We start from the raw sequence: 23,960 nt of genomic DNA, 5'->3' as shown, positions 1-23,960 counted from the left end.
TTTTAATTTTCAAAATCTATTTTAAAATGTCATCGAGAAGACTATTCATTTTTACAAAATCCTCTTTCATAACGTTAGAATAAGGATCTTGCGCTTTCTTTATTAGAGATACAGCTTCCTGAATAGCTTCTATTTTGACACCCGTTTTTAAGTGTAATTTTTTAATGAACTCCTCGTCCAAATTGGAAGTATCAATCAATAAATCCAATCTAATTTTGTGTAAAAAATATTGCGCTTTTTTCGCCATCATATCATGGAAATCGCCTTCTTGTAAATATAAATTTCCGATGCTTTTTACAAATTCTAATGACGTGTTTTTCAGTGGTTCTACAATTGGGACGATACGTTGTTTTCGTTTAGCATTAAAAATCATAAACAAAGCCAAGCCCAAAACTGCGATATATAAAGCATAACGCAATGGCGGATTTGCAAGGATAAAACGCATTGGCGACTGCGAATTGCCCGCAGATTTACTTTCTGTAAACCAAATTGTTTTCTGTTGAGGCAAGAACGAAAATAACTTGGTAGGATAAGCAGACCGCGATTTTAAAAGATAATAATTGGAAATAGCACTCGGTTCCGAATATAAATAAAAATAACCTTGACCATGTTTAACCTTAATAAAATTGGCGTTTTTGTATTCGTCGTTTCCAAAGCCTGATGTTTTATTATAACCGATGATCTCAGTGCTTTTATTAATCTTGGTAAAACCGCGACTATCGGGCAGTCTGTTAATAAGCAAAGTGTCATTTTTTAGCTTGACATCGGTAAATTCTAGATTGTATGTTGTGTCGGAATTGTTAACCCAAAGTCTAAACTGTAAGCTGTCTTCCAACATTGCGGGAAGAGCTCTCGAAATCAACATGGCGCTAGAACCGGTATTAACGTTATCAAGAATTTTTCTCCAAGATTCGGTGTCGAGATTTTTTTCAATGATTAAAATATTGTGCTTCTGCGTCTCCTTTTCTTTAGAGTAATAATCATAAGGTGATTGGTTAATGCGCTCTAATGCGCCACCGAAAAGATGATCGGCTTCTTTATTAAAAACGAAAAGTCCGAAAGGCGTTTTTGAGTTAGGATCAAAATTTTTGCGCCAATCTACAATTGGTTTTTTATTGACTTGGAAAATTCCCATTATTGCTAAAATAACGAGAAAAACACCAAGATATATTTTGAAATTTTTACTCATTATTTAAAGTTATTAAAATATGATTTGAATGACTCATAACGCGATTGGTCAAGCTCTATCTCGCCATACCAAACGTTTTCGAAAATGTAGGTCAGTCGATTAAACTGTGTTTTTTGATCATCGTTTTTAAGTTCTCGACTGTAGTCACGATTGGTTTTTTCAATATTCCAGTCAATTAATTTTCGGTCAGAAAGCTTTTTTAACAATGATAAAAACTGATAACGCGTTGCCATACGATAATTGGATTTTGCTTCGTATTCGGCAATCGTTTTTTCAAAATTGATTTCGTGGATATTTTCTTTAAGATCTTCCGTTGCGATTTTTAATTTTTTATTCTTTTTACTAAAGAAAATATTACCCTCTTTCAAAAATAATTTTGTGATGATAAAATACAGTAAAAATCCAACGAGTAAAATCACAGAAAGCTTAATGATAATCTCTGTGTATTTGAAAGTATTTGGCGTGTCAACATTTCCAAATAATGTGTTTAGCGCTTTATCTAACCATTTTAAAAACTTTGCAAAAATAGATTCACGAGGTTTTGTCAAGCGATAATCGAAATCTTCACCTTGGTATTTTTTATAGTAATTAGGACTAAACTTTCTAGTCGTTACAGTGTTGTCTGTCTGGTAGTTAGTTTTTAAAATAGAATCGGTTTCCGTAAGAGTTTCGCTTGCTAAGATTGCTGGCGATTGTGGAGGAACCACAACATCATAATCTTGCCCAAAAATAGGGACAAAAACATACATTAATATGATGACTAAAAATTTACGCATCTGTTTGATTACCAATAGTGTCTATTTCGTGAATGTCTAAATCGCGATGTAGATCTTGTCGACTGTCATAATACATAAAACCTACATTAACAGCCATTAGGTTATATACAATAGAACTGACCAAAATTGAAACGCCATAACTAACAAAAAAGATAATACCCATTACGCCAGAAAACAGGCTACTTGGGTCATTGATTTGGTCGTAGTTAGGATTAAGACTCATGTTGCCAATCATCATAAAATACGGAATCGTAGAGAACGCCATACTCACAACATAGATGATAACACCAAGAACTAAAGTTGAACCCCAATATTTCCAGAATTTGGTTTTTTGTGTATTAAACATATCTCCAAAAACGGTTCTAGCTGCATAGCTGAGTGCATCGAAGTATGTTTTATTAGTACTCATGTAATCGTAAAGGGCTAAATAAAGTACGTTGTAAAATGCTGGCGCTAATAATATTAATAATAAGAAACCTACTAGAATTACAATCAAAAATGAGGAAATTGCCAACATAATCATCATAACTGGAGCAACAATAAAGCTTGTTGCTAGACAAAATATGAAAAATTTTCCGATATTTTTTTTCATATCAGAAAGCAGCTCGTCGGTTGTAATTTTAGTTTGATGTTCGCCGATGCGCTTCATGTAGAAAATAGGAAACGTGTACACAACAACAGCAATAATAAACAACAACATAAAAGCAATAATCCCCACCAACACAAGAATTGGCCAGTTGTTGCTAAAATAACTTTCGAACATATAGCTCTGTCCACCAGCATTGGCAACCAAAATTTGCATAAAAAATTCGCGATAGAAGAATATCGTTAACAATGTCATTATGAGCAATAACGCACCATTGATGATAAAGTAACTCTTAAAATAATCTTTCCCATAAATTCGGAAAAAATTAAATGTGTCACTAACCAAATTACCGAAGTTTCGCTCCTGAAAAATCTGCATATTTTACGTGTTTTTTATAAAGCATTCTTGGATATATACCATAGTAGAATCCAATTATTGATAGACAAATAATGATGATCGCCAAGTTAGCCCAAAGCGGCATAGCCTGTGCATGTCTCGTGATAAAACCTTCGATAACGCCAGCAATTATTGTAAACGGAACGGTACTTAGAAAAAGTTTCATACTTGTTTTGAATCCGGTTTTGAAAGACTCGAATCTCGAATAGGTTTTAGGAAATAATATTGATGCTCCCAAAATAAGCCCAGCAGCAGCCTCGATAAGCATTGCGATAATCTCAAATGTCCCGTGTAACCAAATGCCTTTAGCACTTTTTAGTAGTACACTTTGGTCTTTGAAAAAATATTGAAAAGCTCCTAGCATAACACTATTTTGGAACAATGCGTAGATGGTTCCAACTCCTCCGAATATACCGTAGATGTAGAGTCTCGCACCAACATATAAATTATTAAGGATTATGACGAAAGAAGTGCCCCAAGTAGAACCTGTCCCATAGATGGCAGTTGGGTCGCCTTTTTTTATATTTTCTAAAGTTTGGTTGATGTAATCGTCCCCCAAAATAAGTCTTGCAAAATCTTTATCATAAATCGAGGACAAAACGCCAATGCTTGTAAATGCTACAAAAAAACAAATCGCATAGAGTAGATATCTTCGATATTGGTAAGCGATTAGTGGGACTTCTTGTAGAAAAAATGACTTGAAACGATTTTCTTCAACACGTTTTGTCTTATATACTTTTTGGAAAACTTGCGAAGACAAAAAATTGAGATAGATTGTTGTCTTACTTTTTGGGTAATAAGTTTGTGCGTATGAGAGATCGTTGACAATACTTATGTATAAAGATGACAGGTCATCGGGATTTTTTTTAATTTTTCCCTGAATGACTTGGTCGATTTCCAACCATTTTTCTTTATTTTGTTTAATGAAAGCGATTTCTCTCATGATTTTGCTAATGTAACAAAAAAATGAATCAAATAGGCATCAATACATCTCAAAATGTAAACATTAATTTTAAAATTGCTAGTGTTGGCCAAAGATTTTTTGCCTTCATTATTGATATGTTGATAAAAGCAGCTTACGGATTTGCAGTTTTTTGGATTCTTTTTGATGTTTTGGGTATTGGCGGATTAATGCAAGGTTGGGATAGTTGGTCTATCGGTGCTTTTTTATCAATCTTTTATTTACCAGTAATCTTGTACACTTTTGTTTTGGAAAGCCTTTTTGAAGGGCAAACGCCAGGTAAAAGATTATTAAAAATTAGGATTGTAAAAATAGACGGTTATCAGGCTACATTTGGCGATTATCTTATGCGATGGTTCATGCGACTTATTGATGTTTATTCTAATTTTGGTGTTGTCGGTTTGATAAGTATGGTGTCTTCAAAATACAACCAAAGATTGGGAGATGTTGCTTCGGGTTGTGCTGTTATTTCTTTAAAAAGTGAATTTAATATTTCGCATACAATTTTGGAGGAGCTTAAAGAAGATTATGTGCCTATTTTTCCACAGGTTATTTTGCTAAATGATAACGATATGCGAATCATCAAAGAAAATTATGAGCGCGCAATAAAATCAAAAGATAACATTATCATTAAAAAATTAGCAGATAAAATAAAACAAACGATAAAACTTGATACTACCAATTTTTCATATTCTGATCTTGAATTCATCAATATAGTAATAAAGGATTATAATTTTTATACTGGAAGAAATTCTTAAAATTAAGGCTTTAACTTTTACTAATGCAGATGCTGCATCGGCAAGTTCTAAGACAATTGCGACACTTAATAATAGTCAGCTTGGTGCAATGGCTAATGCACTGTTAGACGCATCTCACAGCAAAAAGCAGGAGTCGGAAGCGGATACCTATTCTTACGATTTTATGAAGGCGAATGGCTACGATGTTGTTGGGGCGTATAGAGCTTTTAAAAAACTAGCCTTGTTATCTGAGGATGGTGGTGCAAAACAGAGTGGTTTTCAAAAGATGTTCAACTCGCATCCTGATAGTAATAAGCGTGCTGAAGCAATCAAAAAAAGAGCTAAGAAAGATGGTCTTTGGAAAGATACAGGAACTGTAACTTTGCTTACAACTAAACTTACGAAATAATCTTTATTAAAATAAAAAAAAGCCGCAAATTGTTTGCGGCTTTTTTTTATAATTTTTAAAAAGAAATTAAGAATACATTTGGTCTCTTAGTTCTTTTATTTTTTTATCTTCAAGATATTCGTCGTAAGACATATCGCGGTCAATAACACCTTTTGGCGTTAACTCAATAATACGATTACAAACAGTTTGTAACATTTCGTGGTCATGAGAAGACAAAAGAATGTTTCCTTTGAAGTTGCTCAAAGAGTTGTTCAATGTCGTGATACTTTCTAGATCTAAGTGGTTGGTTGGTTCATCCATTACAAGAACATTGGCTTTTTTAAGCATCATTCTAGAGAACATACAACGCATTTTTTCACCTCCTGAAAGTACTTGGCTAGATTTAAGCGCTTCATCACCTGAGAATAACATTCTACCTAAGAAACCTCTCACATATTCTTCGTGTCTTTCTTCATCGGTTAAAACAAATTGACGTAACCAATCTACAAGATTAATTTCTTCTTGGAAAAAAGAAGAGTTGTCAAGAGGCATATAACTTTGAGTTGTTGTAACACCCCATTGGTAATTTCCTTTGTCTGCTTCTACGTTTCCTGTAATAATTTGGAAGAATTCAGTAATTGCTAAAGAGTTTCTGGAAATGATCGCAACTTTATCATTTTTCTTAAGGTTGATATCAACATTAGAGAATAATAATTCGCCATCCTTTGTTTTTTCTAAACCTTTAACTTCTAAAATTTGATCACCAACTTCTCTTTCTTGGTCAAAAATAATGGCAGGATAACGACGAGAAGATGGTTTAATATCTTCGATGTTTAACTTGTCAATCATTTTTTTACGAGCAGTTGCTTGTTTTGCTTTCGCAACGTTAGAACTAAATCTCGCAATAAAGTCTTGTAATTCCTTTTTCTTTTCTTCCGCCTTCTTGTTAGCTTGAGCTCTTTGTCTTGTCGCTAATTGTGAAGCTTGGTACCAGAATGTGTAGTTACCAGTATATAAGTTAAGTTTAGAATAATCTAAATCGCCGATGTGTGTACAGACAGCATCTAAGAAGTGACGGTCGTGAGATACAACAATAACCGTGTTTTCGTAACCGCCTAGGAAATCTTCTAACCAAGCGATTGTGTCTATATCTAAGTCGTTGGTAGGCTCATCCAAGATCAAAACATCAGGGTTTCCGAATAAAGCTTGAGCAAGTAATACTCTTACTTTATCCTTGTTTTCAAGCTCTGACATCATTTGATAATGCATATCATCTTTAATGCCTACGTTAGATAACATCGTTTGGGCGTCAGACTCAGCATTCCATCCACCCATTTCGTCATAGATAACACTAAGTTCTCCAGCTTTAATACCATCCTCATCAGAGAAGTCCTCTTTTGCATACAAAGCATCCATCTCTTCTTTGATCTCAAATAATTTTTTGTTACCACGAAGAACCGCTTCTAATACGGTGAAGTTATCGAACGCAAAGTGATCCTGCTCAAGAACTGACATTCTTTTGCCTGGTTCCAAAGAGACATTACCTGTAGTCGCTTCTTGCTTTCCACTTAATATTTTAAGGAAAGTTGACTTACCAGCACCATTGGCGCCAATAATACCGTAGCAATTCCCTTTTGTAAATTTTATATTGACTTCATCAAAAAGTACTCTTTTCCCGAACTGTAATGATAAATTAGATACTGTTAACATAGAGTTTTGTAAATTTGTGCAAAATTACGAAAATAAGTTGGTATATTAAACTGTATCTACTTATACTATAAACATCCATATGAAAATCGAAAGAACTGTTAATATTCTTAATAAACGAGCACGATTCGAATACGAAATTCTCGACGAATATGAGGCTGGTATTGTCTTGACTGGTACTGAAATCAAGTCACTGCGGTCTTCTAAGGCTTCTATATCAGAGAGTTTTTGCGAATTTACAGATGGCGACCTCTATATTATTAATATGCAGATAGATGAGTATAAATTGGGGACTTTTTATAATCATAAAGCGAGAAGGGCACGAAAGTTGCTACTGCATAAATATGAATTGCAAAAACTTAAAAAAAAGTTAAAGGATGTTGGCAATACTATAATACCTTTAAAATTATATATTAATGATAAAGGAAAGGCTAAACTTCTTATTGCATCGGCTAGAGGGAAAAAACTTTATGATAAAAGAGAGGCTATAAAAGACAGAGAGAATAAAGTTAACCTTCAAAGACTATTAAAGAAAAGTTAAAAAAACTTTGTTTTTAAAGAAAAATTATATTTATTTTGCATTATCAATTATTTAATCATTTAATTCTATGAAAAATCTAAAATTAGGAATTTCAGCATTGGCACTTACAGTTGCCTCTACTGTTTTCGCTCAGACGACTTCTAACCCTTGGGTTATCGGAGTTGGTATGCACGGAGTGAACCACGTAGCGCAAAGAAGCCAGTTCAGTGGGACTTTCTCTGCATGGAACGTTAAAGAAAATTTATTAGGAGTTTCTAAATACTCTATTACTCCACCTTTATCAAAATTAACTGTTGCTAGAAACTTAAACAAATATTTGGTTTTAGACTGGCAAACGACAGTTGGGAATGTTGATAACAAAAGATTTGGTCTTGATAAAGAATTCTTCTTACAAACAGGTCTTGGTCTTCAATTTAAATTCAACGGTCTTTGGAATGAAGATTCTTGGTTTGATCCTTACTTAAGAGTTGGTGCTAACTACCTAAGACATGATTACACAGGTGTGAATTTCCCTATTACTGATGCTAAAGTAAGAGGTGGGGGTACTTATACAGCATTTGATGGTGATGGAGGAACTGGTAAAGCTAATCACTTTACTGTAGCAACAGGTGCAGGTTTAAACCTTTGGGTTACTAAAAACTTCGGTTTAGGTGTTCAAGGTGATTATGTTTCAACTCCAGTTGATAAATCTAATATCGCTAATTTCTGGCAAGCATCTGCTTCATTATTATTCAGATTTGGTAATACTGACAGAGATAAAGATGGTATCCCAGATAAAGAAGATAGATGTCCTGATACTTTTGGTTTAGCAGAATTCCAAGGTTGTCCTGATACAGACGGAGATGGTATTCCTGATATCGATGATCAATGTCCAGATGTTGCTGGTCCAAAAGAAAACAACGGTTGTCCTTGGCCAGATACTGATGGTGATGGTGTATTAGACAAAGATGATCAATGTCCTACAGTAGCAGGTCCAGCTGAAAACAACGGTTGTCCTTGGCCAGATACCGACGGTGATGGTGTGTTAGATAAAGACGATGCTTGTCCTACTGTATTCGGTCTTAAAGAGTACAACGGATGTCCTAAGCCTGCTGATGCATACGCAACAGAAGCTACAGGAGCACTTCAAGGTATCTTATTTGACTTCAACAAGTCTTCTATCAAGGCAGAATCTAATCCAAAATTAGATCAAGCGTCTACAATTATCAAAGGTTCTAAGGATGGTTTATTCTTAGTTGAAGGTCAAACAGATAAAAAAGGTTCAGAAGCTTACAACTTAAAACTTTCAAGAGAAAGAGCTGCGTCAGTAGTAAGAGCTCTTGAAGCTAGAGGAGTTAGCGGAAATCAATTGAAATCTATTGGTGTAGGTGAGCAAAAAGCTACAGTTGATGAAAAAGCTTCTGATGCTGAAAGAGCTATCGATAGAAAAGTAGTTGTAACTGCTGTTAATAGAGAGGCTTGGCAGTCAATGCAGAAGTCAGATCTTCCAATAGTTCAGAAAAAAGTAGTTAAAAAAGCTCCAGCTAAGAAAAAAGCTCCAGCTAAAAAGAAAAAATAATTAACTTATTTTTCTAAATATAACACCCTCAATTGAGGGTGTTTTTTTGTTCAAAAATTTTTATAATTCACGAATTGAAAGTATTTTTGTAGAATAAATTACAGATTAAAATGGGAAGAGCATTTGAATATAGAAAGGCATCAAAAATGGCTCGTTGGGATAAGATGGCCAAAACCTTTTCTAAAATAGGAAAAGATATTGCATTAGCTGTTAAAGCCGGAGGTCCTGACCCCGAATCTAATCCTGCATTGCGTCGTTGCATTCAAAATGCAAAAGGTGCTAATATGCCAAAAGATAACGTAGAGCGCGCAATAAAGAAAGCTGCTGGTGCTGATGCGGAAAACTATGAAGAAATTACATATGAAGGTTATGGGCAAGGTGGTGTTGCTTTTTTTGTAGAATGTACTACGAATAACCCAACTCGGACTGTGGCTAATGTAAGAGCTATTTTCAATAAGTTTGATGGTAATCTTGGCAAAAATGGAGAATTGTCATTTTTATTTGATAGAAAGGGGATTTTCACTATTGACAAAGCAAACATTACAATGGATTGGGATGATTTTGAAATGGAAATGATTGATGGAGGAGCCGAAGAAATTGATCAAGATGAGACTGAAGTAGTCGTAACAACAGCTTTTGAAGATTTTGGAACACTATCTCATAAATTGGATGAAATTAAAATAGATGCGAAAAGTGCAGAATTGCAACGTATTCCAAATAATTCTAAGGAAGTTACAACAGAGCAATTTGCAGCTAATATGAAAATGTTAGAGCGTTTTGAGGATGATGACGATGTGCAAAATGTTTTCCATAATATGGAGTTTACAGATGAGCATTTAGATTCTTTATAAAATATAAAAACCGCAATTAGCGGTTTTTTTATTTAATTATATTTTTTATTTCGGTTAAGTGATCGACAATATTTACATTTTCCATTTGATGTATTTTTTCATTTAATGCATCAAAATATATGACTTTAATTCCAAAATTGGTGGCGCCAATGACATCAGCAATCCAATCGTCGCCGATCATTAGACTTTCGTCAATATTTGCTCTAGCTTCATTTAAAGCAAACTTAAAAACTTCTGCATTTGGTTTTCTTTTACCAATGGAATCTGCACTGGTTATCGTTTCAAAATACTTATCAATACCAGATAAAATACATTTCCTTTCGGTAACTTCTTGAAAGCCATTGGAAATAATATGTAGTTTGTATTGCTTAGATTTTAGGTGGTCAAGAAGTTCAATAGTGCCTTCAACTAAGTCATTATAAGATAGAATCCGATCTAGAAAATGTTCTTCAAAATATTGTGATAACTCAAAATTATCTACCCCAAATTCTAAAAACGTATCGTAAAATCTATGTTTTCTTAAGTAGTCTTTATCGATTTTAGCATCGCGAATTAACTCCCAAAGATGTTCATTAATAAGATCGTATGTCTTGTGAAAGCTTTCAAAATCAATATTATATTTTTCGTTGATTTCTAGTTTTAAAAATAAATCTTTGATTGTATTGTAAGCATTTTTGCGATGATCCCAAAGCGTGTTATCAAGATCAAAAAAAATGTGCCTTATATTTTCCATAAGGCACAAAACTAATCAATTTTAACCATACAAAATGAATGTATTCATTAATCTAAAACTATTTAAAGTTGAAAAACTTAATTCTTTAAGATCCCAAGAGCACTTCCATTTTTTAATTTAACTATCTCATAGCTTTTTGAGAAGTTTAATAAAAATGCAATTGTTTCCTTTTTGGGTTTCAAAGTTTTAAGTACTAAAGTGTCGTTTTTTTTCATAGGCTACTTTACTATTTATTTTTAAAACGACGGAAGCCTGAAAATATTATATTCTATTTTGTTAAAATTATGTTATTATCTTCCATTATTTTCCGAAGGTTAATAAGAGCATATCTAACACGTCCTAAAGTCGTATTAATACTAGAATCTGTATGCTCTGCAATGTCTTTAAAACTTAAGCCATCAAAAAATCTTAAGCGAATAACTTCTTGCTGATTGTCAGGAAGCATGGATAACATACGGAAAAGATCATCGTTAATTTGTTGATTAATTAATAAATCTTCGATGTTGTCGTCTGGTTCTTTAACAATGTCAAAAATGCTAAATTCTTCATCTTGATACGATGATTCCGACACTTTGATGTGTTTCGATTTTAGTCTGTAATGATCAATAATAAGATTGTGGGCGATACGTTTTGCCCAAAGGATAAATTTGTTTTCTTCCTTATAGCGTCCTTCCTTTAATGTTACAATTATTTTCATAAAAGTCTCTTGGAAAAGGTCATTTGCTAATTCTTCGTCCATTACTTTATAAAATATAAAGTTGAACAATTCTTTCTGATGTCTGTGGATCAGCCTTGATAAAGACGTCTCACAGCCTCCTTGATAAAAATGGATTAATTGACTATCGGTTTGCGTTTTCATAACTCTATCTCTCGCATGAATTCATAGAAATACTTGCGTATTCCTTAGTTTCTTCATTAATTATTTATAAAAGAGATAAAATTTTTGTCGATAGATTGGTGATTTGGTGTTGGTAAATATAGGAAAAAAAAGTTAACGAAATCTTAAATTTTTAATTTTAACATTTTTATTGTGTTAAAATTATTTAAGCATATCATTTAACATTACAAATGGCAGATTTAGACCGAAGTTTATGTTGAGGCCTTTCAATTCTTTTCCATTAATGTTTTGTCCAGAAAACCCAAAGCCATAGCCTGCTGTTAGGTCGATTATTCCCAAAATACTGACACCAACTTTCGGTGCAATATACTTAGTCGTGGCTTCTGCACCCAAAATAAAATAATGCGAGTGATAAAGGTCAACACCTTTTTGAAAATTTAATAATACATCGCCTTGTAGTTTAGGAATAGCTGCAAATTTCCCATTTGCGTTTCCCAAAAGCGCCGATCCGCCTAGTCTGTACAGGACATCATCGTTTTTTAAAAACAAAGCTTTAACACCGATTTCCCCGAAACTTTGTGTTTGATAAGCATAACCAGTGTTTAGTAGCCAATGCGTTGTTGTTTGTGCTTTAGTTTGATTGAGAAATGTGGTACTAAAGATTAGACTTATGATAAAAAATATTTTATTGAAATTCATATTAGAAATTTAAAATTCAAAAATAAAAAAAACAGCTTTATTCAAATGAATAAAGCTGCCAAAGATTTTGAATATATTTTTATAAACCGAATTCTTTTTTGATGTCATCAACTCGGTCAAGTTTTTCCCAAGTGAAGAATTCTAGATTATCTAACGTTAATTCGTTTTTATGTCCTTTATTAAAAGTTTTGCTTCCTACATAGTAATCTTTACCCATGTGGCCATAAGCAGCAGTTTCTTGATAGATAGGATTACGAAGTTTTAAATTTTGCTCAATAGCATAAGGGCGAAGATCAAATAATTTTGTAACACGATTTGCAATTTCGCCATCGTGAAGGTCAACTTTTGATGTTCCGTAAGTATTGATGTAAAGTCCACAAGGCTCTGCAACGCCGATTGCATAAGAAACCTGTACCAAAACTTCGTCAGCAACACCAGCTGCTACAAGGTTTTTAGCAATGTGTCTTGTTGCATAAGCAGCACTACGGTCAACTTTAGATGGATCTTTTCCTGAGAAAGCGCCACCACCGTGAGCACCTTTTCCACCGTATGTATCAACGATAATTTTTCTACCTGTTAATCCTGTATCGCCATGAGGACCACCGATTACGAATTTACCAGTTGGGTTGATGTGATATTTAATTTGATCATTAAATAAAGCTTGAATCTCTGGTTTTTGCTTTTCGCGAACTTTAGGAATTAAAATTTCGATGATATCTTTCTTAATTTTTGCAAGCATCGCTTCTTCAGAACCAAAATCATCATGTTGTGTTGATACAACAATGCTGTCGATTCTAATTGGTTTGTGATCGTCAGAATATTCGATGGTTACTTGACTTTTCGCATCTGGACGCAGATATTTAATCGCATCATTATCTCTTCTAAGAACGGCAAGTTCTTTAAGGATTTGATGTGCTAAATCTAATGCCAAAGGCATGTAATTTTCAGTTTCGTTAGTTGCATAACCAAACATCATCCCTTGGTCACCAGCACCTTGTGCATTTGCTTTTGCTTCAAAATCTTCTGTAGAAGCCGCACGATCAACACCTTGGTTAATGTCTGAAGATTGTTCATGGATTGCAGAAATAACACCGCAAGAATCTCCATTGAACATATATTCGCTTTTCGTATAACCAATTCGGTTAATAACGTCTCTCGCGATCGATTGTACATCTAGATAAGCCTCCGACTTAACTTCTCCAGCCAATACAACTTGACCTGTTGTTACAAGCGTTTCGCAAGCAACCTTTGAGTCTTTATCATAAGCTAAAAAATTGTCGATTAGCGCGTCAGAAATCTGATCCGCAACTTTGTCAGGATGTCCTTCCGATACCGATTCGGATGTAAATAAATATGGCATAATATTCCTTTTTTAAATTGTAGAAAAACCTGCGATTGCAATATAAAAGGAACTAAAAAGATAATTCTGTTTTAGCATTTTTTATGGAGGTTGCAATCAGGTCAAATTTTTCCTCTAGTTTGAGATACAAAGTTAAATACTATTTTTGTCTTAGCAAAATATTGTATCATAAAAATATAAAAACCTCATTTACTGAGGTTTTACATTCTTATAATCGTTAGGCGCTTTGTAGTAATTAAGGCGTTTCTCGATGGAAGATTTTATTTCAGAAATAAGCTCATCAATAATTCTTTGCTTGTAAGTTGGTTTGTAATAAATTAAACTTATTTCGCGATAAGGGAAAGGTTTTCTAAATCTAGTTACTTTGCACTTTTGCTCTGGTCCAAGTTGCTCAACGCCCATCTCTGGGATTATGCTAATGCCGCCTAACTTATCAACCATTTGGATTAATGTATTGACGTTGGATGCTGCAAAGTCCAAATTTTTAGGTTTTAATTTATTCTCTTTTAAATGACAAATGTTTTCAAATTGAGTTCTCAAGCAGTTGCCTTCTTCTAGTAGCCAAACTTTGTCAACATCGATTTCTTCAGGAACAATGAAGCGCTCTTCTTTTTTTTGACAATCTTCATCAGTAGCGTAAAGCATCAGTTCTTCATTAAATAAGAAGTCGTGATAGAATTCATTAGCTGCATCGTAAGGTGTTGAGATAATTCCTGCGTCCAATTCTCCCGATTTTAAAGCTTTAATGACGTTTTCGGTTGTCATTTCTTTAACATTAAGATCGATCTGTTGATTTTTAGAAATAAAACTAAAAATTTCGGTTGGAAGAATGTAACCAGCTACTGTTGGTATAATTCCAATATTTATTTTACCAGCAAGTATGTTGTTAAGCTGGTGCGCTTTGTTCCTTAGTTCGTTGACAGAATCAACAATTTCTTTTGCTTGATCGATGATCACACTTCCCGCATCTGTGGTACGAATTGGGTGTGTTGTACGATCAAAAATCTTAAGATCTAGTTCTTCTTCAAATTTTTGAATCATCGCACTAAGCGTTGGTTGTGTGATAAAACAAGCTTGAGCAGCTTTTCCGAAATGTTTATACTTATCGACAGCAATAAGATATTCTAGTTGTTGAATGTTCACTTTAATATACTTTATCTATTACAAATATAACTATTAATTTGTTTGGTGAATATTTTTTTCAATTGTTTGGTTTTTTAGAAGGCATTTTCTTTTAACTAATAATTATGCTTTAGTCTTCATAAAATAGTGAGATAATGCTTATCTTTATACTTCCAAAAACTTAGTTTTCATGAGCAAGGATAAGTTAACAAACGCAGTTGGTTCACCATATTTTGAACATCAAGATTCTCAGACTGTTGGTCCACGAGGACCTGTGTTATTGCAGGATTTTATACTTCAAGAAAATTTGGCACATTTTGTAAGAGAGCGTATACCAGAGCGTGTTGTCCATGCGAAAGGGACGGGAGCTTATGGAAAATTTACGGTGACTCATGATATTACTAAATATACAAGAGCGAAACTTTTTTCTAAAGTTGGAAATTCTTGTAAAATGTTTGCAAGATTTTCTACTGTTGGAGGAGAAAAGGGAAGTGCTGATACAGAAAGAGATCCAAGAGGTTTTGCACTAAAATTCTATACCGAAGATGGCAATTGGGATTTGGTGGGAAATAACACACCTGTTTTCTTTATTAAAGATTCAAAAAAGTTTCCAGATTTTATACATACTCAAAAAAGACAACCTAAAACCAATCTGAAAAGTGCGACGATGATGTGGGATTTTTGGAGTTTTAATCCAGAGTCACTTCATCAGGTTTTAATATTGATGTCGGATCGTGGTACGCCACATGGTTACCGCCACATGCACGGTTTTGGTTCGCATACTTTTTCAATGATTAATGCTCAGAATGAAAGAACTTGGGTTAAATTTCATTTTAAAACAAGACAAGGCATCAAGAACTTTACTAATGAAGAAGCTACCAAAATGAAAGGTGAAAACCCAGATTTTGCGCAAGAAGATTTGGTTAATGCTATTGAAGCTGGCGATTTTCCAAAATGGACTTTGTATATCCAAACCATGACAGAAGAGCAGGCAAAAGAATTTCGTTGGAATCCTTTTGATGTGACTAAAGTTTGGCCACATTCGGAGTTTCCTTTAATTGAAGTTGGCGAGATGGAACTTAATGAAATTCCTGTTAATTACTTTGCTCATGTAGAACAGGCTGCCTTTTCACCGAGTCATTTAGTTGACGGAATTAGCTTCTCCCCTGACAAGATGTTGCAAGGTAGATTGTTCTCGTATCCAGATGCACATCGTTACAGATTGGGCGCTAATTCGCATCTTTTAGAAGTTAATCGTTGTCCTTTTGCAGTCAATAATTATCAACGAGATGGTTTTATGGCAGATTCTAGTAGCTACAAAGACAGACCAAATTATTATCCAAATAGTTTTGATAACGTTAATCCCGATGCCGCGTACAAAAATTTTGAATACGAATTAGATAGCAATCATGTGGCTAATTTTAATCGAAATGAAAACGATGATGATCACTATACGCAACCAGGATTGTTGTATACAAAAGCTATGAATGCTGACGATAGAAATGCTATGATTAATAATATTATTTCATCCATGAGCGGAATTTCGGGTCCACATCGAGATTTGATTATTAACAGACAATTATGTCATTTCTTCCGTGCTAATATTGAGTTAGGAATGCGTGTGGCACAAGGTTTACAAATTAATATTGATGCTAACACGATGAATCACGCTAAGTAAGTTTTTAGATTTTTCATTATAGAAAGTGCAGTTTTTTGTCTCGGCAGAAAGCTGCATTTTTGTTTTAAATCAAAATCCGATCGCGATTCACGAGGCGTAGATAAAACATTATTCTTAAATTTATTGCTCTAAATTTTATTTATGAAAATTATAGGTCCTTTTAGACAAATTGTAACTTTAGATAAACTTCCTTTAAGAGGAAAAATACAAGACGAATCCTTAGAAATACTTACAAATGCTGGTGTTTTGGTTGATGGTGAAAAAATTGTAGCAACTGGCGATTTTGAAGAATTAAAATCTAACAACCCGAATGCATCAATTGATCTAATTGAAACAGAACAAGTACTTTTGCCAGCTTTGGTGGATGCGCACACGCATATTTGTTTTGGAGGAAATCGCGCGAATGATTTTGCTATGCGAAATGCAGGTAAAACTTATTTGGAAATTGCTGAAGCGGGTGGCGGTATTTGGAGTAGCGTGAAACATACACGTGAAGCTTCTGAGGAAGAATTGTTAAAAACGACTTTAGAAAGAATCGATTATCTTTTAAGTTTGGGTATTACAACAATTGAGATTAAAAGCGGCTACGGACTAAATGTTGATGAAGAATTAAAAATGCTTCGAATTGTTAAAAAAGCACAAGCTTTTACTAAAGCAACTTTAGTTCCTACATGTTTGGCAGCACATCTTAAACCGAAAGATTTCTCTGGAGGACATCAAGAATACTTGGATTATATTTTAAATGAAATTCTTCCTAAAGTTAAAGAAGAAGATTTGGCGAAGCGTGTTGATATTTTTATTGAGAAATCTGCTTTCTTACCAGAAGAATCAAAAATATTCCTGGAAAAAGCAAAGGCAATGGGCTTTTTGATTACGGTTCATGCGGATCAATTCACGGCGGGAAGTTCTCGTGTAGCGGTTGAAGTTGGTGCACAATCTGCGGATCATCTCGAAGCAACTGGAGATGAGGATATTGATTTTTTAGCAAAATCTAATACTGTTGCTATTGCTTTGCCAGGCGCAAGTATTGGTTTGGGCGATCGATTTGCACCAGCCAGAAAATTGTTAGATGCAGGTGCTATTTTCGCAATTGCAAGTGACTGGAATCCTGGGTCGGCACCGATGGGGAATCTTATTACGCAAGCTGCTATTTTGGCAACGTTCCAAAAATTAACGACCGCGGAGGTTTGGGCTGCGATGACTTATCGTGCGGCTTATGCGCTTGGTTTTGAAGATCGTGGCGTTATCGCGAAAGGTAAGAAAGCAGATTTTGTAAGTTTTGAAACGGATAACTTCAACAACGTTTTGTATTATCAAGGAAGAATGTCTGCAAAACATACTTTTATTAACGGTGAAAAAATATAATGATGGCGTTTGATTGGCAAGGTCGTTTTGACGGTGATGAAGCGTTGTATCATAGAGTATTCCAACGTGTTAAAAATTCCAATAATTATTCTGAGGTGTCGGAGAATGCTTTTGCAATCCACGGATTTTCGGTCGATGAAGGTGTAAGACGTAATAAAGGACGTGTTGGCGCTGCAAAATCTCCTGAAATTATTCGTAAGAATATGTCGAACTTTCCTGTTGTACAGGCAGATTTTAGATTATTAGATTTTGGAGATGTCGTTTGTGAAAATCAAAATCTAGAATCGAGTCAAGAAGATTTTGCAACGAAGGTTTCGAAGGTTTTGAAGAAAGGAGGAAAATCTGTCGGACTTGGTGGTGGACACGAGATTACATTTGCGCACTATTCGGGTGTGAGACAAGCTTTTCCTGATGCAAAAATTGGCATTATAAATTTTGATGCACACTTTGATAATCGTGAACCTGAAAATGGATTAGCTAGTTCGGGAACGGGATTTTGGCAAATTGCCCAAGAGGGACCAGTTAACAGTTTGCATATCGGGATCCAAAGAAATAGTAATACGCTGAAATTGTTTGATACGGCGCATCAATTAGGTATGAATTATATCCTTGCAGAGGAGCTGTTTTTCGAAAATCTACCGCGACTTTATATTGAAGTGAATCGATTTTTGGAAAGTGTCGATGTGCTGTATGTTACGATTTGTATGGATGTTTTCAATGCGGCGATTGCACCTGGCGTGAGCGCTTCGGCTTATAATGGAATAATGGCTGATCCCACTTTTTTGAATCTATATAGACATATCTTAGCGAGTCAAAAACTAAAAGCTTTGGATGTTGCTGAAGTTAATCCAGAGTTTGATATCCAAGATAGAACGGCGCGCTTGGCTGCTAGTCTTATTAATGAACTTTTTATGGTGTAGAGGACAACGGCAATGCGTGAGGTGGACGGAGGATTTGTCTGGAAGACAAAGTCCACGTAAAAGGCGAAGCCGCAGGCTTCGCCTTTTACGTGGACCGAAACCAAGTGTAGTCCGTAGGAGACCGACCCAGCGCTACGACAGTTAGAATCTTCCTTCAAAAAACGAAATCTTCTTCCTGTCGGAGTGTTGGGGCACGCCCAAAACTATTTTAAAACTGAATGGGTAAGCTAACTTGTGCGGTGTCCCAACCCGCGACCATATTGGCGCCATCGTCGGTTTTTACAAAGCTAATTGAGAAATATTCCATTGGGGAAGTCAGTTTGGTAGCAGGTACTTTGACACGAACAAGGTCGTTAGCCGCGTTGTAAGCGTAAGCGCCCCAAACGTCTGTGGTTTTGTTGATGATAACGGTCCATTCTGTCTCGCCAGGAATCGCGTAGATGCTATAACATCCGGCTGGGATTTGGTTACCGTTGATTTTGATAGGTTTGAAAACTTTAAGTTCTGTGTTTTCGTTAGCGCCGAAACGCCAAACTTCGTTGTACTTCACCAAGTTTCCGAAAATTGCTCTTCCTTTGCTTGACGGACGCGAATAGGTCACCTTCATAATAGGTGTTATATTCTTGCCAGTCGCCGCATCCAACGGATAATATACCATATCCAATGGACTGACGTCGATGTTTGCGAATTTTAGTTGTTTGGGGTCATTTTTAGTTTGTGCAGTTGCCATTAGCCCGAAACACAAAAGGCTAAGCCCAATTAATCTTTTCATATTTTAAGTTTAACTAAATTTTCAATTGCTTGATCTAAAGTTTCTTGTTTTTTTGCAAAACAAAAGCGAATTACTTTTTCGTCCATAAAATTATGATAAAACGACGAGAAGGGTATAGCTGCAACCTTATAAACTTGTGTTAAATGTTTGCAAAAGTCTTTATCACCTAGCTCGGAAATTGCAGAATAGTCGACCGCCTGGAAGTAAGTGGCTTCACAATTAAGTAATTTTAAATCTGTACCGGCAAGTGCATTTCGAAAATAATCGCGTTTGGTTTGATACATTTTTGCGATTTCATGATAGTCCAAAACCTCGTGCATGTATTTTGCAATCGCATATTGCGATGGCGAGTTGACACAGAAAACATTGTATTGATGGACTTTTCGATATTCTGACATCATCTCTTTTGGCGCTAGAATATAACCTAGCTTCCAACCTGTAATATGCAATAACTTCCCGAAAGATGCCACAATGAAGCTTCTATCTTTCAGTTCAGAATAGCGTGCAAAACTCAAATGTTCTCTATTATCGAAAGTGATATTTTCATAAACTTCGTCACTCAATAAAAAGATGTCGCTGTCTTTTACAATTTTTATCAACTCCCGAATATCGGACTCTTTTAATATTCGAGTTGATGGATTTCCTGGATTGTTAAAAATGATGAGTTTTGTTTTGTTGGTGATTAAGTTTTTAAGATCTTCCCAATGGATGGCATAATCAGGTTTGTGAAGAATTAAATGTTTTGTAACACCTCCAAAAAGTTGAATCGTTGGTTCATAACAATCATAAGCAGGCTCTATAATAATAACTTCGTCACCAGGCTTTACAATTGTTGCAATTGCTGTGAAGATCGCTTGTGTTGCGCCAGCTGTTATGCTAATTTCGGATTCGATGTCGTAGGTTGCTTTGTGACTCTCGTACATTTTTTTAAGAATGGCTTCGCGAAGTCCAATGTAACCGGGCATTGGTAAATATTGATTGAGCCCCATTGCAGAACCTTCTTCTAAAAATTGAGTAAGCTTTGGATCAATCGGAAAATCGGGAAAGCCTTGTGATAAATTAACTGCATTTTCCTCTGCTGCGAGTTGGCTCATTTCTGTAAAGATGGTTACGCCGACATTGGGTAATTTAGATTGAATATTTGGTGTCATATATTGTTTCAAAACTGTATTAAAATTAATAATAATTATTCGTTTTCGTATTTTCGCAAAAAATAAAATTTTGAAAAGACTCATCTCTGTTGTAGGACCAACCGGAATCGGAAAAACTAAATTGGCAATTGAAATTGCAAAGTCTCAAAAGACTGAGATTATTTCTTGCGACTCGCGACAGTTTTATAAAGAGATGAAAATAGGCACCGCCGTACCATCTGACGAAGAATTGACCGAAGTTCCACATCATTTTATCGGTAATCTTAGCATTGACGATTATTATTCGATAGGGCAATTCGAAAAGGAAGCTCTCGAGAAATTGGATGAGTTATTCAGTAATCACGATGTTGTGGTTATGGTTGGTGGAAGCGGTATGTACGAAAAAGCTGTTGTGGAAGGTATGAATGATTTGCCAGAAACAGACGAAGACAACCAAAAGTTGCTGCAATTTATTTTTGAAAATGAAGGAATTGAATCACTTCAGAATCTTCTGAAAATTTTGGATCCAGAGTATTACAACAATGTCGATTTAGAAAATCCTCGAAGATTATTCCGCGCTTTGGACATTATTTTTCAAACCGGGAAATCATATACTGAAAATCTTGATTCTCCAAAAAATAAAAGAAATTTCGAAACCATAAGAATTGGCATCGATGCGCCACGAGAAGTTATCTATGACCGAATTAATCGTCGCGTAGATATTATGATGGAACAAGGTCTTTTGGAAGAAGCGAAAACTCTTTTGTCACATCGTGATAAAGTTGCTTTGCAAACAGTTGGTTACACCGAATTATTTAGGTACATGGATGACGAATGGACGCTGGACTTTGCGATTGAGGAAATTAAGAAAAATTCGCGTCGTTATGCAAAACGTCAAGTCACGTGGAACAAAAAGTTAGTTGATGTTAATTGGGTTAACTACGAAAATTCTGTTGAAGAAAGCTTATCTTTGCTACATAAAATTTTATAAAAATGGCTAATACTCCTTCTAATATGTTGGCTTTAGGAACTGTTGCTGCAGATTTTGCGCTACCTAATCCTTCCAAAGAAAATAAAATTGAAACGCTTAATGCGCTGAAAGGTGAAAAAGCGACTTTGGTGATGTTCATTTGTAATCACTGTCCTTTCGTATTGCATGTGATCGAAAAGTTGGCTGAACTTTATGACGATTATAAATCACAAGGCATCGAGTTTATTGCAATTAGTTCTAACGACGCAATTGCATATCCAGCTGATGGACCAGAATTGATGGTAGATTTCGCGGAGGAACATGGTGTTAATTTTCCATATTTATACGATGAATCTCAAGAAGTTGCTAAAGCTTATGAAGCAGCTTGTACGCCAGATTTCTTTTTGTTTGATAAAGATTTGAAGTTGGTATATCGTGGTCAGATGGATGATTCGCGTCCAGGAAACCAAAAAGAAATAACAGGTGAAGATCTTATCATTGCTTTCGAAAACCTTTTGGCAGACCAACCGCAAGAAGAATTGCAAAAACCAAGTATGGGTTGTAATATCAAGTGGAAAGCCTAATAAATATAAACGCTCTCAAATTTTTGAGAGCGTTTTTTTATTGAATGAAAAGCATTTGTGGTTTAAAAAAAACAGGTTTAATAGTCAAAAATAGTTGGTAGAATTCTTTCTATCGCCTATTATTATTGATGATACGAGAAGTTTATTGAACTTTGTTTCAATAAACTTTTTTTATGTCTGAAAAATCAAAAAAAATCCTTGTTGGAGCTGTAAAAGTCTGAATGTAATTTCGTGGGGAAAACAAAATAATAAGAGACGTTTTAAATGTAAAAATTGTGGTATTTATTTTACCTCCGAGAACAAGTCTGTTGGCTTAAAAAATAAGGAAGTTTGGTTCAAAAAATGGATTGTCGGAAAACAGACTTATGAAGAAATTTCACGAGACTCAGGATACTCAGTTAGTACTCTGCAACGATATTTCAATATAATGCTTGGGAATACACCCAAGCTTAGTTATAGTCAGAACAAGGAGGTTTATTTACTAATTGATGCGACTTATTTTTCTAATGAAATTTGCTTAGTAGTTTTTAGGGATGATATATTTAAGCAAACTCAGCTTTATAGAATTACTGATGGAGAGCATTATGAAGAACTAAAAGAAGACTTGGAAAATATCTTGAGCTTAGGAATACAAGTTGGAGGAATAACTTGTGATGGTGATAAATCTTTGCTCAAAGCTATACGAAAAGTCTGCCCAAAAGTTCCTGTACAGAGGTGTCTAGTTCATATCCAGAGAATGTGTAAAATATGGCTTTCCGCTCATCCGAAATCAAATGCGGGATTTGAACTTCGCGAAATTGCTTGTAAACTTCATTTCATTGATAATGAATTGAAAAAGCAATATTGGATAAAAGAAGTACTTGACTGGTATACAAAACACGAAAATTTTGTAAATGAGAAATCATACAACCACGAAACAGGAAGATATTGGTATACGCATAAAATGGTACGACGATGTTTTTCCGTAATCAGAAAGGCTTTGCCGAATATGTTTGTATTTCTTCAGAATTCTAAAATACCAAAAACAACAAATGGTATAGAGTCCTTTTTTGGTCACTTAAAAGGCAATCTCAATATTCATAGAGGTCTTACCAAAAGTAGAAGAAAGCAATTTATCCAATGGTATCTTTTTTACAAAAATCAAAAACAATAATACATTAGGTAGTTAAGGTTTTTTTTAGCCATAAAGCTGTTCCAATAATTTACAAAGAAGGATGGCAAAAGCCACCCTTCTAAACTATTGTTTACAGCATTGATTGTATTGCTAATAAGTTGCTCCTCAGCAGAGCTCATTTCCTCTTCCAATCAATCTCAGTATATTACAAAATATTTTGTGAAAAAACACCAACTATTTTTGACCACATTACCAAAAACATCAGTTTTACTATTTTTTCAAAATCTTAAATTGCTTTGTGAAATTTTTAAATGAAGTTTACTTCAAGAAAGGATTAAAATCCTTTTCGAAACCGATCGTTGTTGGATCGCCGTGTCCGCTGTAGACTTTGGTGTCGGGATTCAGAACTAATAACTTTGTTTTGATACTGTCGATAAGTTGTTCGTAACTCGCTTTGTAAAGATCCGTTCTGCCAATACTTCCGTAGAATAAAACATCGCCCGAAATTACAAAGCCTTCTTTCTCGTTATAGAAAGCAATACTTCCTGGTGAATGGCCTGGTACAAACAAAATTTTAAATTCTTCATCGCCAAGTTTGATAACATCGCCTTCGTTCAGAAATTCTAAATTTCCAACAAAAGGCGTAAAAGCAAATCCAAATTGCATCGCGCTCATTGGCGCTCTGTCCAATAATTCTTTATCATTAAGGTGTAACAATACAGGAACATCATATTTGTCATAAGCCCACTGAAGTCCCAAAACATGGTCAATATGCGCATGCGTCAACAAAATGTTTTTAACTTTTAGTTGGTTGTCGTCCAAGAAAGATTCAATCTGTTGCGTCTCGTGGATTTGGAAATTTCCTGGATCGATGATAAAAGCTTCTTTGTTGTCGTTGTAGATAATGTATGTATTTTCCGAAAACGGATTAAATGCAAAAGTCTTGATGTGTAACATAGGTATTTCTTAATATTACAAAAATACC

23 protein-coding genes and 1 pseudogene are annotated in these 23,960 nt (G+C 34.8%); 11 read left to right on the top strand and 13 right to left on the bottom strand.

The features are described from left to right. Nucleotides 1–16: 16 nt before the first annotated feature. Genes AC23MB_RS10205 through AC23MB_RS10190 form a run of 4 tightly spaced genes read right to left on the bottom strand, consistent with a single transcriptional unit; the run spans nt 17 to nt 3,890 of the window. A complete protein-coding gene (locus AC23MB_RS10205) occupies nt 17–1,189 on the bottom strand; it encodes a hypothetical protein (protein WP_487787190.1) in 1,173 nt (390 codons plus the stop codon). Beyond that, complete coding sequence (locus AC23MB_RS10200; RefSeq protein WP_487787189.1) at nt 1,189–1,965, bottom strand: DUF4129 domain-containing protein; 777 nt, start codon at nt 1,963–1,965, stop codon at nt 1,189–1,191. Before AC23MB_RS10200 ends, AC23MB_RS10205 begins: the two co-directional genes overlap by 1 nt. After that, nucleotides 1,958–2,929, bottom strand: coding sequence for a DUF4013 domain-containing protein (locus tag AC23MB_RS10195; RefSeq protein WP_487787188.1), 972 nt, complete (start codon nt 2,927–2,929; stop codon nt 1,958–1,960). Before AC23MB_RS10195 ends, AC23MB_RS10200 begins: the two co-directional genes overlap by 8 nt. Then, the gene (locus AC23MB_RS10190) at nt 2,898–3,890 is read right to left on the bottom strand and encodes a stage II sporulation protein M (RefSeq protein ID WP_487787187.1); all 993 of its coding nucleotides are present in this window, start codon (nt 3,888–3,890) and stop codon (nt 2,898–2,900) included. Before AC23MB_RS10190 ends, AC23MB_RS10195 begins: the two co-directional genes overlap by 32 nt. Nucleotides 3,891–3,913: 23 nt before the next feature. Between AC23MB_RS10190 and AC23MB_RS10185 the strand changes: the two genes are divergently transcribed. Together AC23MB_RS10185 and AC23MB_RS10180 are read left to right on the top strand one after the other, a co-directional pair. Next, nucleotides 3,914–4,666 carry an RDD family protein gene (locus AC23MB_RS10185; RefSeq protein WP_374329696.1) on the top strand — a complete coding sequence of 251 codons (753 nt, stop codon included), beginning with the start codon at nt 3,914–3,916 and terminating at the stop codon, nt 4,664–4,666. Between the two features lie 28 nt (nt 4,667–4,694). Further along, nucleotides 4,695–5,054: pseudogene (locus AC23MB_RS10180) on the top strand (M48 family metalloprotease); the annotation flags it as partial. Nucleotides 5,055–5,120: 66 nt separating this feature from the next. Here the strand turns inward: AC23MB_RS10180 and AC23MB_RS10175 are convergent. Next, the gene (locus AC23MB_RS10175) at nt 5,121–6,743 is read right to left on the bottom strand and encodes an ABC-F family ATP-binding cassette domain-containing protein (protein WP_487787186.1); all 1,623 of its coding nucleotides are present in this window, start codon (nt 6,741–6,743) and stop codon (nt 5,121–5,123) included. A gap of 79 nt (nt 6,744–6,822) precedes the next feature. Between AC23MB_RS10175 and smpB the strand changes: the two genes are divergently transcribed. The 3 genes from smpB (at nt 6,823) to AC23MB_RS10160 (ending at nt 9,690) form a co-directional block, all read left to right on the top strand. After that, nucleotides 6,823–7,281, top strand: coding sequence for an SsrA-binding protein SmpB (gene smpB / locus AC23MB_RS10170; protein WP_487787185.1), 459 nt, complete (start codon nt 6,823–6,825; stop codon nt 7,279–7,281). A 67-nt stretch (nt 7,282–7,348) separates the two neighbouring features. Further along, complete coding sequence (locus AC23MB_RS10165; protein WP_487787184.1) at nt 7,349–8,839, top strand: OmpA family protein; 1,491 nt, start codon at nt 7,349–7,351, stop codon at nt 8,837–8,839. 110 nt (nt 8,840–8,949) lie between these two features. Further along, the gene (locus AC23MB_RS10160) at nt 8,950–9,690 is read left to right on the top strand and encodes a YebC/PmpR family DNA-binding transcriptional regulator (RefSeq protein WP_374329691.1); all 741 of its coding nucleotides are present in this window, start codon (nt 8,950–8,952) and stop codon (nt 9,688–9,690) included. Between the two features lie 28 nt (nt 9,691–9,718). Here the strand turns inward: AC23MB_RS10160 and AC23MB_RS10155 are convergent, their stop codons facing one another. The 5 genes from AC23MB_RS10155 to AC23MB_RS10135 form a co-directional block, all read right to left on the bottom strand. Next, nucleotides 9,719–10,423, bottom strand: a complete 705-nt coding sequence (locus AC23MB_RS10155; RefSeq protein WP_313029421.1) for an HAD family hydrolase — start codon at nt 10,421–10,423, stop codon at nt 9,719–9,721. A gap of 268 nt (nt 10,424–10,691) precedes the next feature. After that, complete coding sequence (locus AC23MB_RS10150) at nt 10,692–11,282, bottom strand: RNA polymerase sigma factor (RefSeq protein WP_312321993.1); 591 nt, start codon at nt 11,280–11,282, stop codon at nt 10,692–10,694. A gap of 180 nt (nt 11,283–11,462) precedes the next feature. Further along, entirely contained in the window at nt 11,463–11,960 is a 498-nt protein-coding gene (locus AC23MB_RS10145) for a hypothetical protein (RefSeq protein ID WP_312321994.1), read from the bottom strand. Between the two features lie 79 nt (nt 11,961–12,039). Beyond that, entirely contained in the window at nt 12,040–13,320 is a 1,281-nt protein-coding gene (gene metK, locus AC23MB_RS10140; protein WP_079667661.1) for a methionine adenosyltransferase, read from the bottom strand. A gap of 189 nt (nt 13,321–13,509) precedes the next feature. Further along, nucleotides 13,510–14,463 (bottom strand): hydrogen peroxide-inducible genes activator, encoded by a 954-nt coding sequence (locus tag AC23MB_RS10135; RefSeq protein WP_487787183.1) that lies wholly within the window; start codon nt 14,461–14,463, stop codon nt 13,510–13,512. A 169-nt stretch (nt 14,464–14,632) separates the two neighbouring features. Here AC23MB_RS10135 and AC23MB_RS10130 point away from each other — a divergent pair, with 169 nt between their 5' ends. The 3 genes from AC23MB_RS10130 (at nt 14,633) to hutG (ending at nt 18,405) form a co-directional block, all read left to right on the top strand. Next, entirely contained in the window at nt 14,633–16,120 is a 1,488-nt protein-coding gene (locus tag AC23MB_RS10130) for a catalase (RefSeq protein ID WP_374330722.1), read from the top strand. A gap of 141 nt (nt 16,121–16,261) precedes the next feature. Further along, nucleotides 16,262–17,485, top strand: coding sequence for an imidazolonepropionase (gene hutI, locus AC23MB_RS10125; protein ID WP_487787182.1), 1,224 nt, complete (start codon nt 16,262–16,264; stop codon nt 17,483–17,485). 2 nt (nt 17,486–17,487) lie between these two features. After that, a complete protein-coding gene (gene hutG / locus AC23MB_RS10120) occupies nt 17,488–18,405 on the top strand; it encodes a formimidoylglutamase (RefSeq protein ID WP_487787181.1) in 918 nt (305 codons plus the stop codon). Between the two features lie 208 nt (nt 18,406–18,613). On the opposite strand, the gene AC23MB_RS10115 is transcribed toward hutG, so the two are convergent. Together AC23MB_RS10115 and AC23MB_RS10110 are read right to left on the bottom strand one after the other, a co-directional pair. Further along, a complete protein-coding gene (locus AC23MB_RS10115) occupies nt 18,614–19,177 on the bottom strand; it encodes a DUF2911 domain-containing protein (RefSeq protein WP_419309024.1) in 564 nt (187 codons plus the stop codon). After that, nucleotides 19,174–20,328 carry a methionine aminotransferase gene (locus tag AC23MB_RS10110; RefSeq protein ID WP_487787180.1) on the bottom strand — a complete coding sequence of 385 codons (1,155 nt, stop codon included), beginning with the start codon at nt 20,326–20,328 and terminating at the stop codon, nt 19,174–19,176. The genes AC23MB_RS10115 and AC23MB_RS10110 overlap by 4 nt, the downstream gene beginning before the upstream one ends. A gap of 67 nt (nt 20,329–20,395) precedes the next feature. On the opposite strand from AC23MB_RS10110, the gene miaA reads away from it, so the two are divergent. The 3 genes from miaA to AC23MB_RS10095 all read left to right on the top strand — a co-directional run bounded on the left by miaA (nt 20,396) and on the right by AC23MB_RS10095 (nt 23,014). Continuing rightward, nucleotides 20,396–21,298: a tRNA (adenosine(37)-N6)-dimethylallyltransferase MiaA gene (gene miaA, locus AC23MB_RS10105; RefSeq protein WP_487787220.1), complete on the top strand. Its 903-nt coding sequence runs from the start codon at nt 20,396–20,398 to the stop codon at nt 21,296–21,298. 2 nt (nt 21,299–21,300) lie between these two features. After that, nucleotides 21,301–21,861 carry a thioredoxin family protein gene (locus tag AC23MB_RS10100; RefSeq protein ID WP_487787179.1) on the top strand — a complete coding sequence of 187 codons (561 nt, stop codon included), beginning with the start codon at nt 21,301–21,303 and terminating at the stop codon, nt 21,859–21,861. Nucleotides 21,862–22,045: 184 nt separating this feature from the next. After that, the gene (locus AC23MB_RS10095; protein WP_487787219.1) at nt 22,046–23,014 is read left to right on the top strand and encodes an IS256 family transposase, variant Zn-binding type; all 969 of its coding nucleotides are present in this window, start codon (nt 22,046–22,048) and stop codon (nt 23,012–23,014) included. A 279-nt stretch (nt 23,015–23,293) separates the two neighbouring features. Here AC23MB_RS10095 and AC23MB_RS10090 read toward each other — a convergent pair whose 3' ends face one another. Next, nucleotides 23,294–23,932 (bottom strand): MBL fold metallo-hydrolase, encoded by a 639-nt coding sequence (locus AC23MB_RS10090; RefSeq protein WP_487787178.1) that lies wholly within the window; start codon nt 23,930–23,932, stop codon nt 23,294–23,296. Between the last annotated feature and the right edge of the window lie 28 nt (nt 23,933–23,960).

This window comes from Soonwooa sp. T0.1_25 (assembly GCF_057652215.1).
This window is presented reverse-complemented; position numbering and strand designations above follow the sequence as displayed.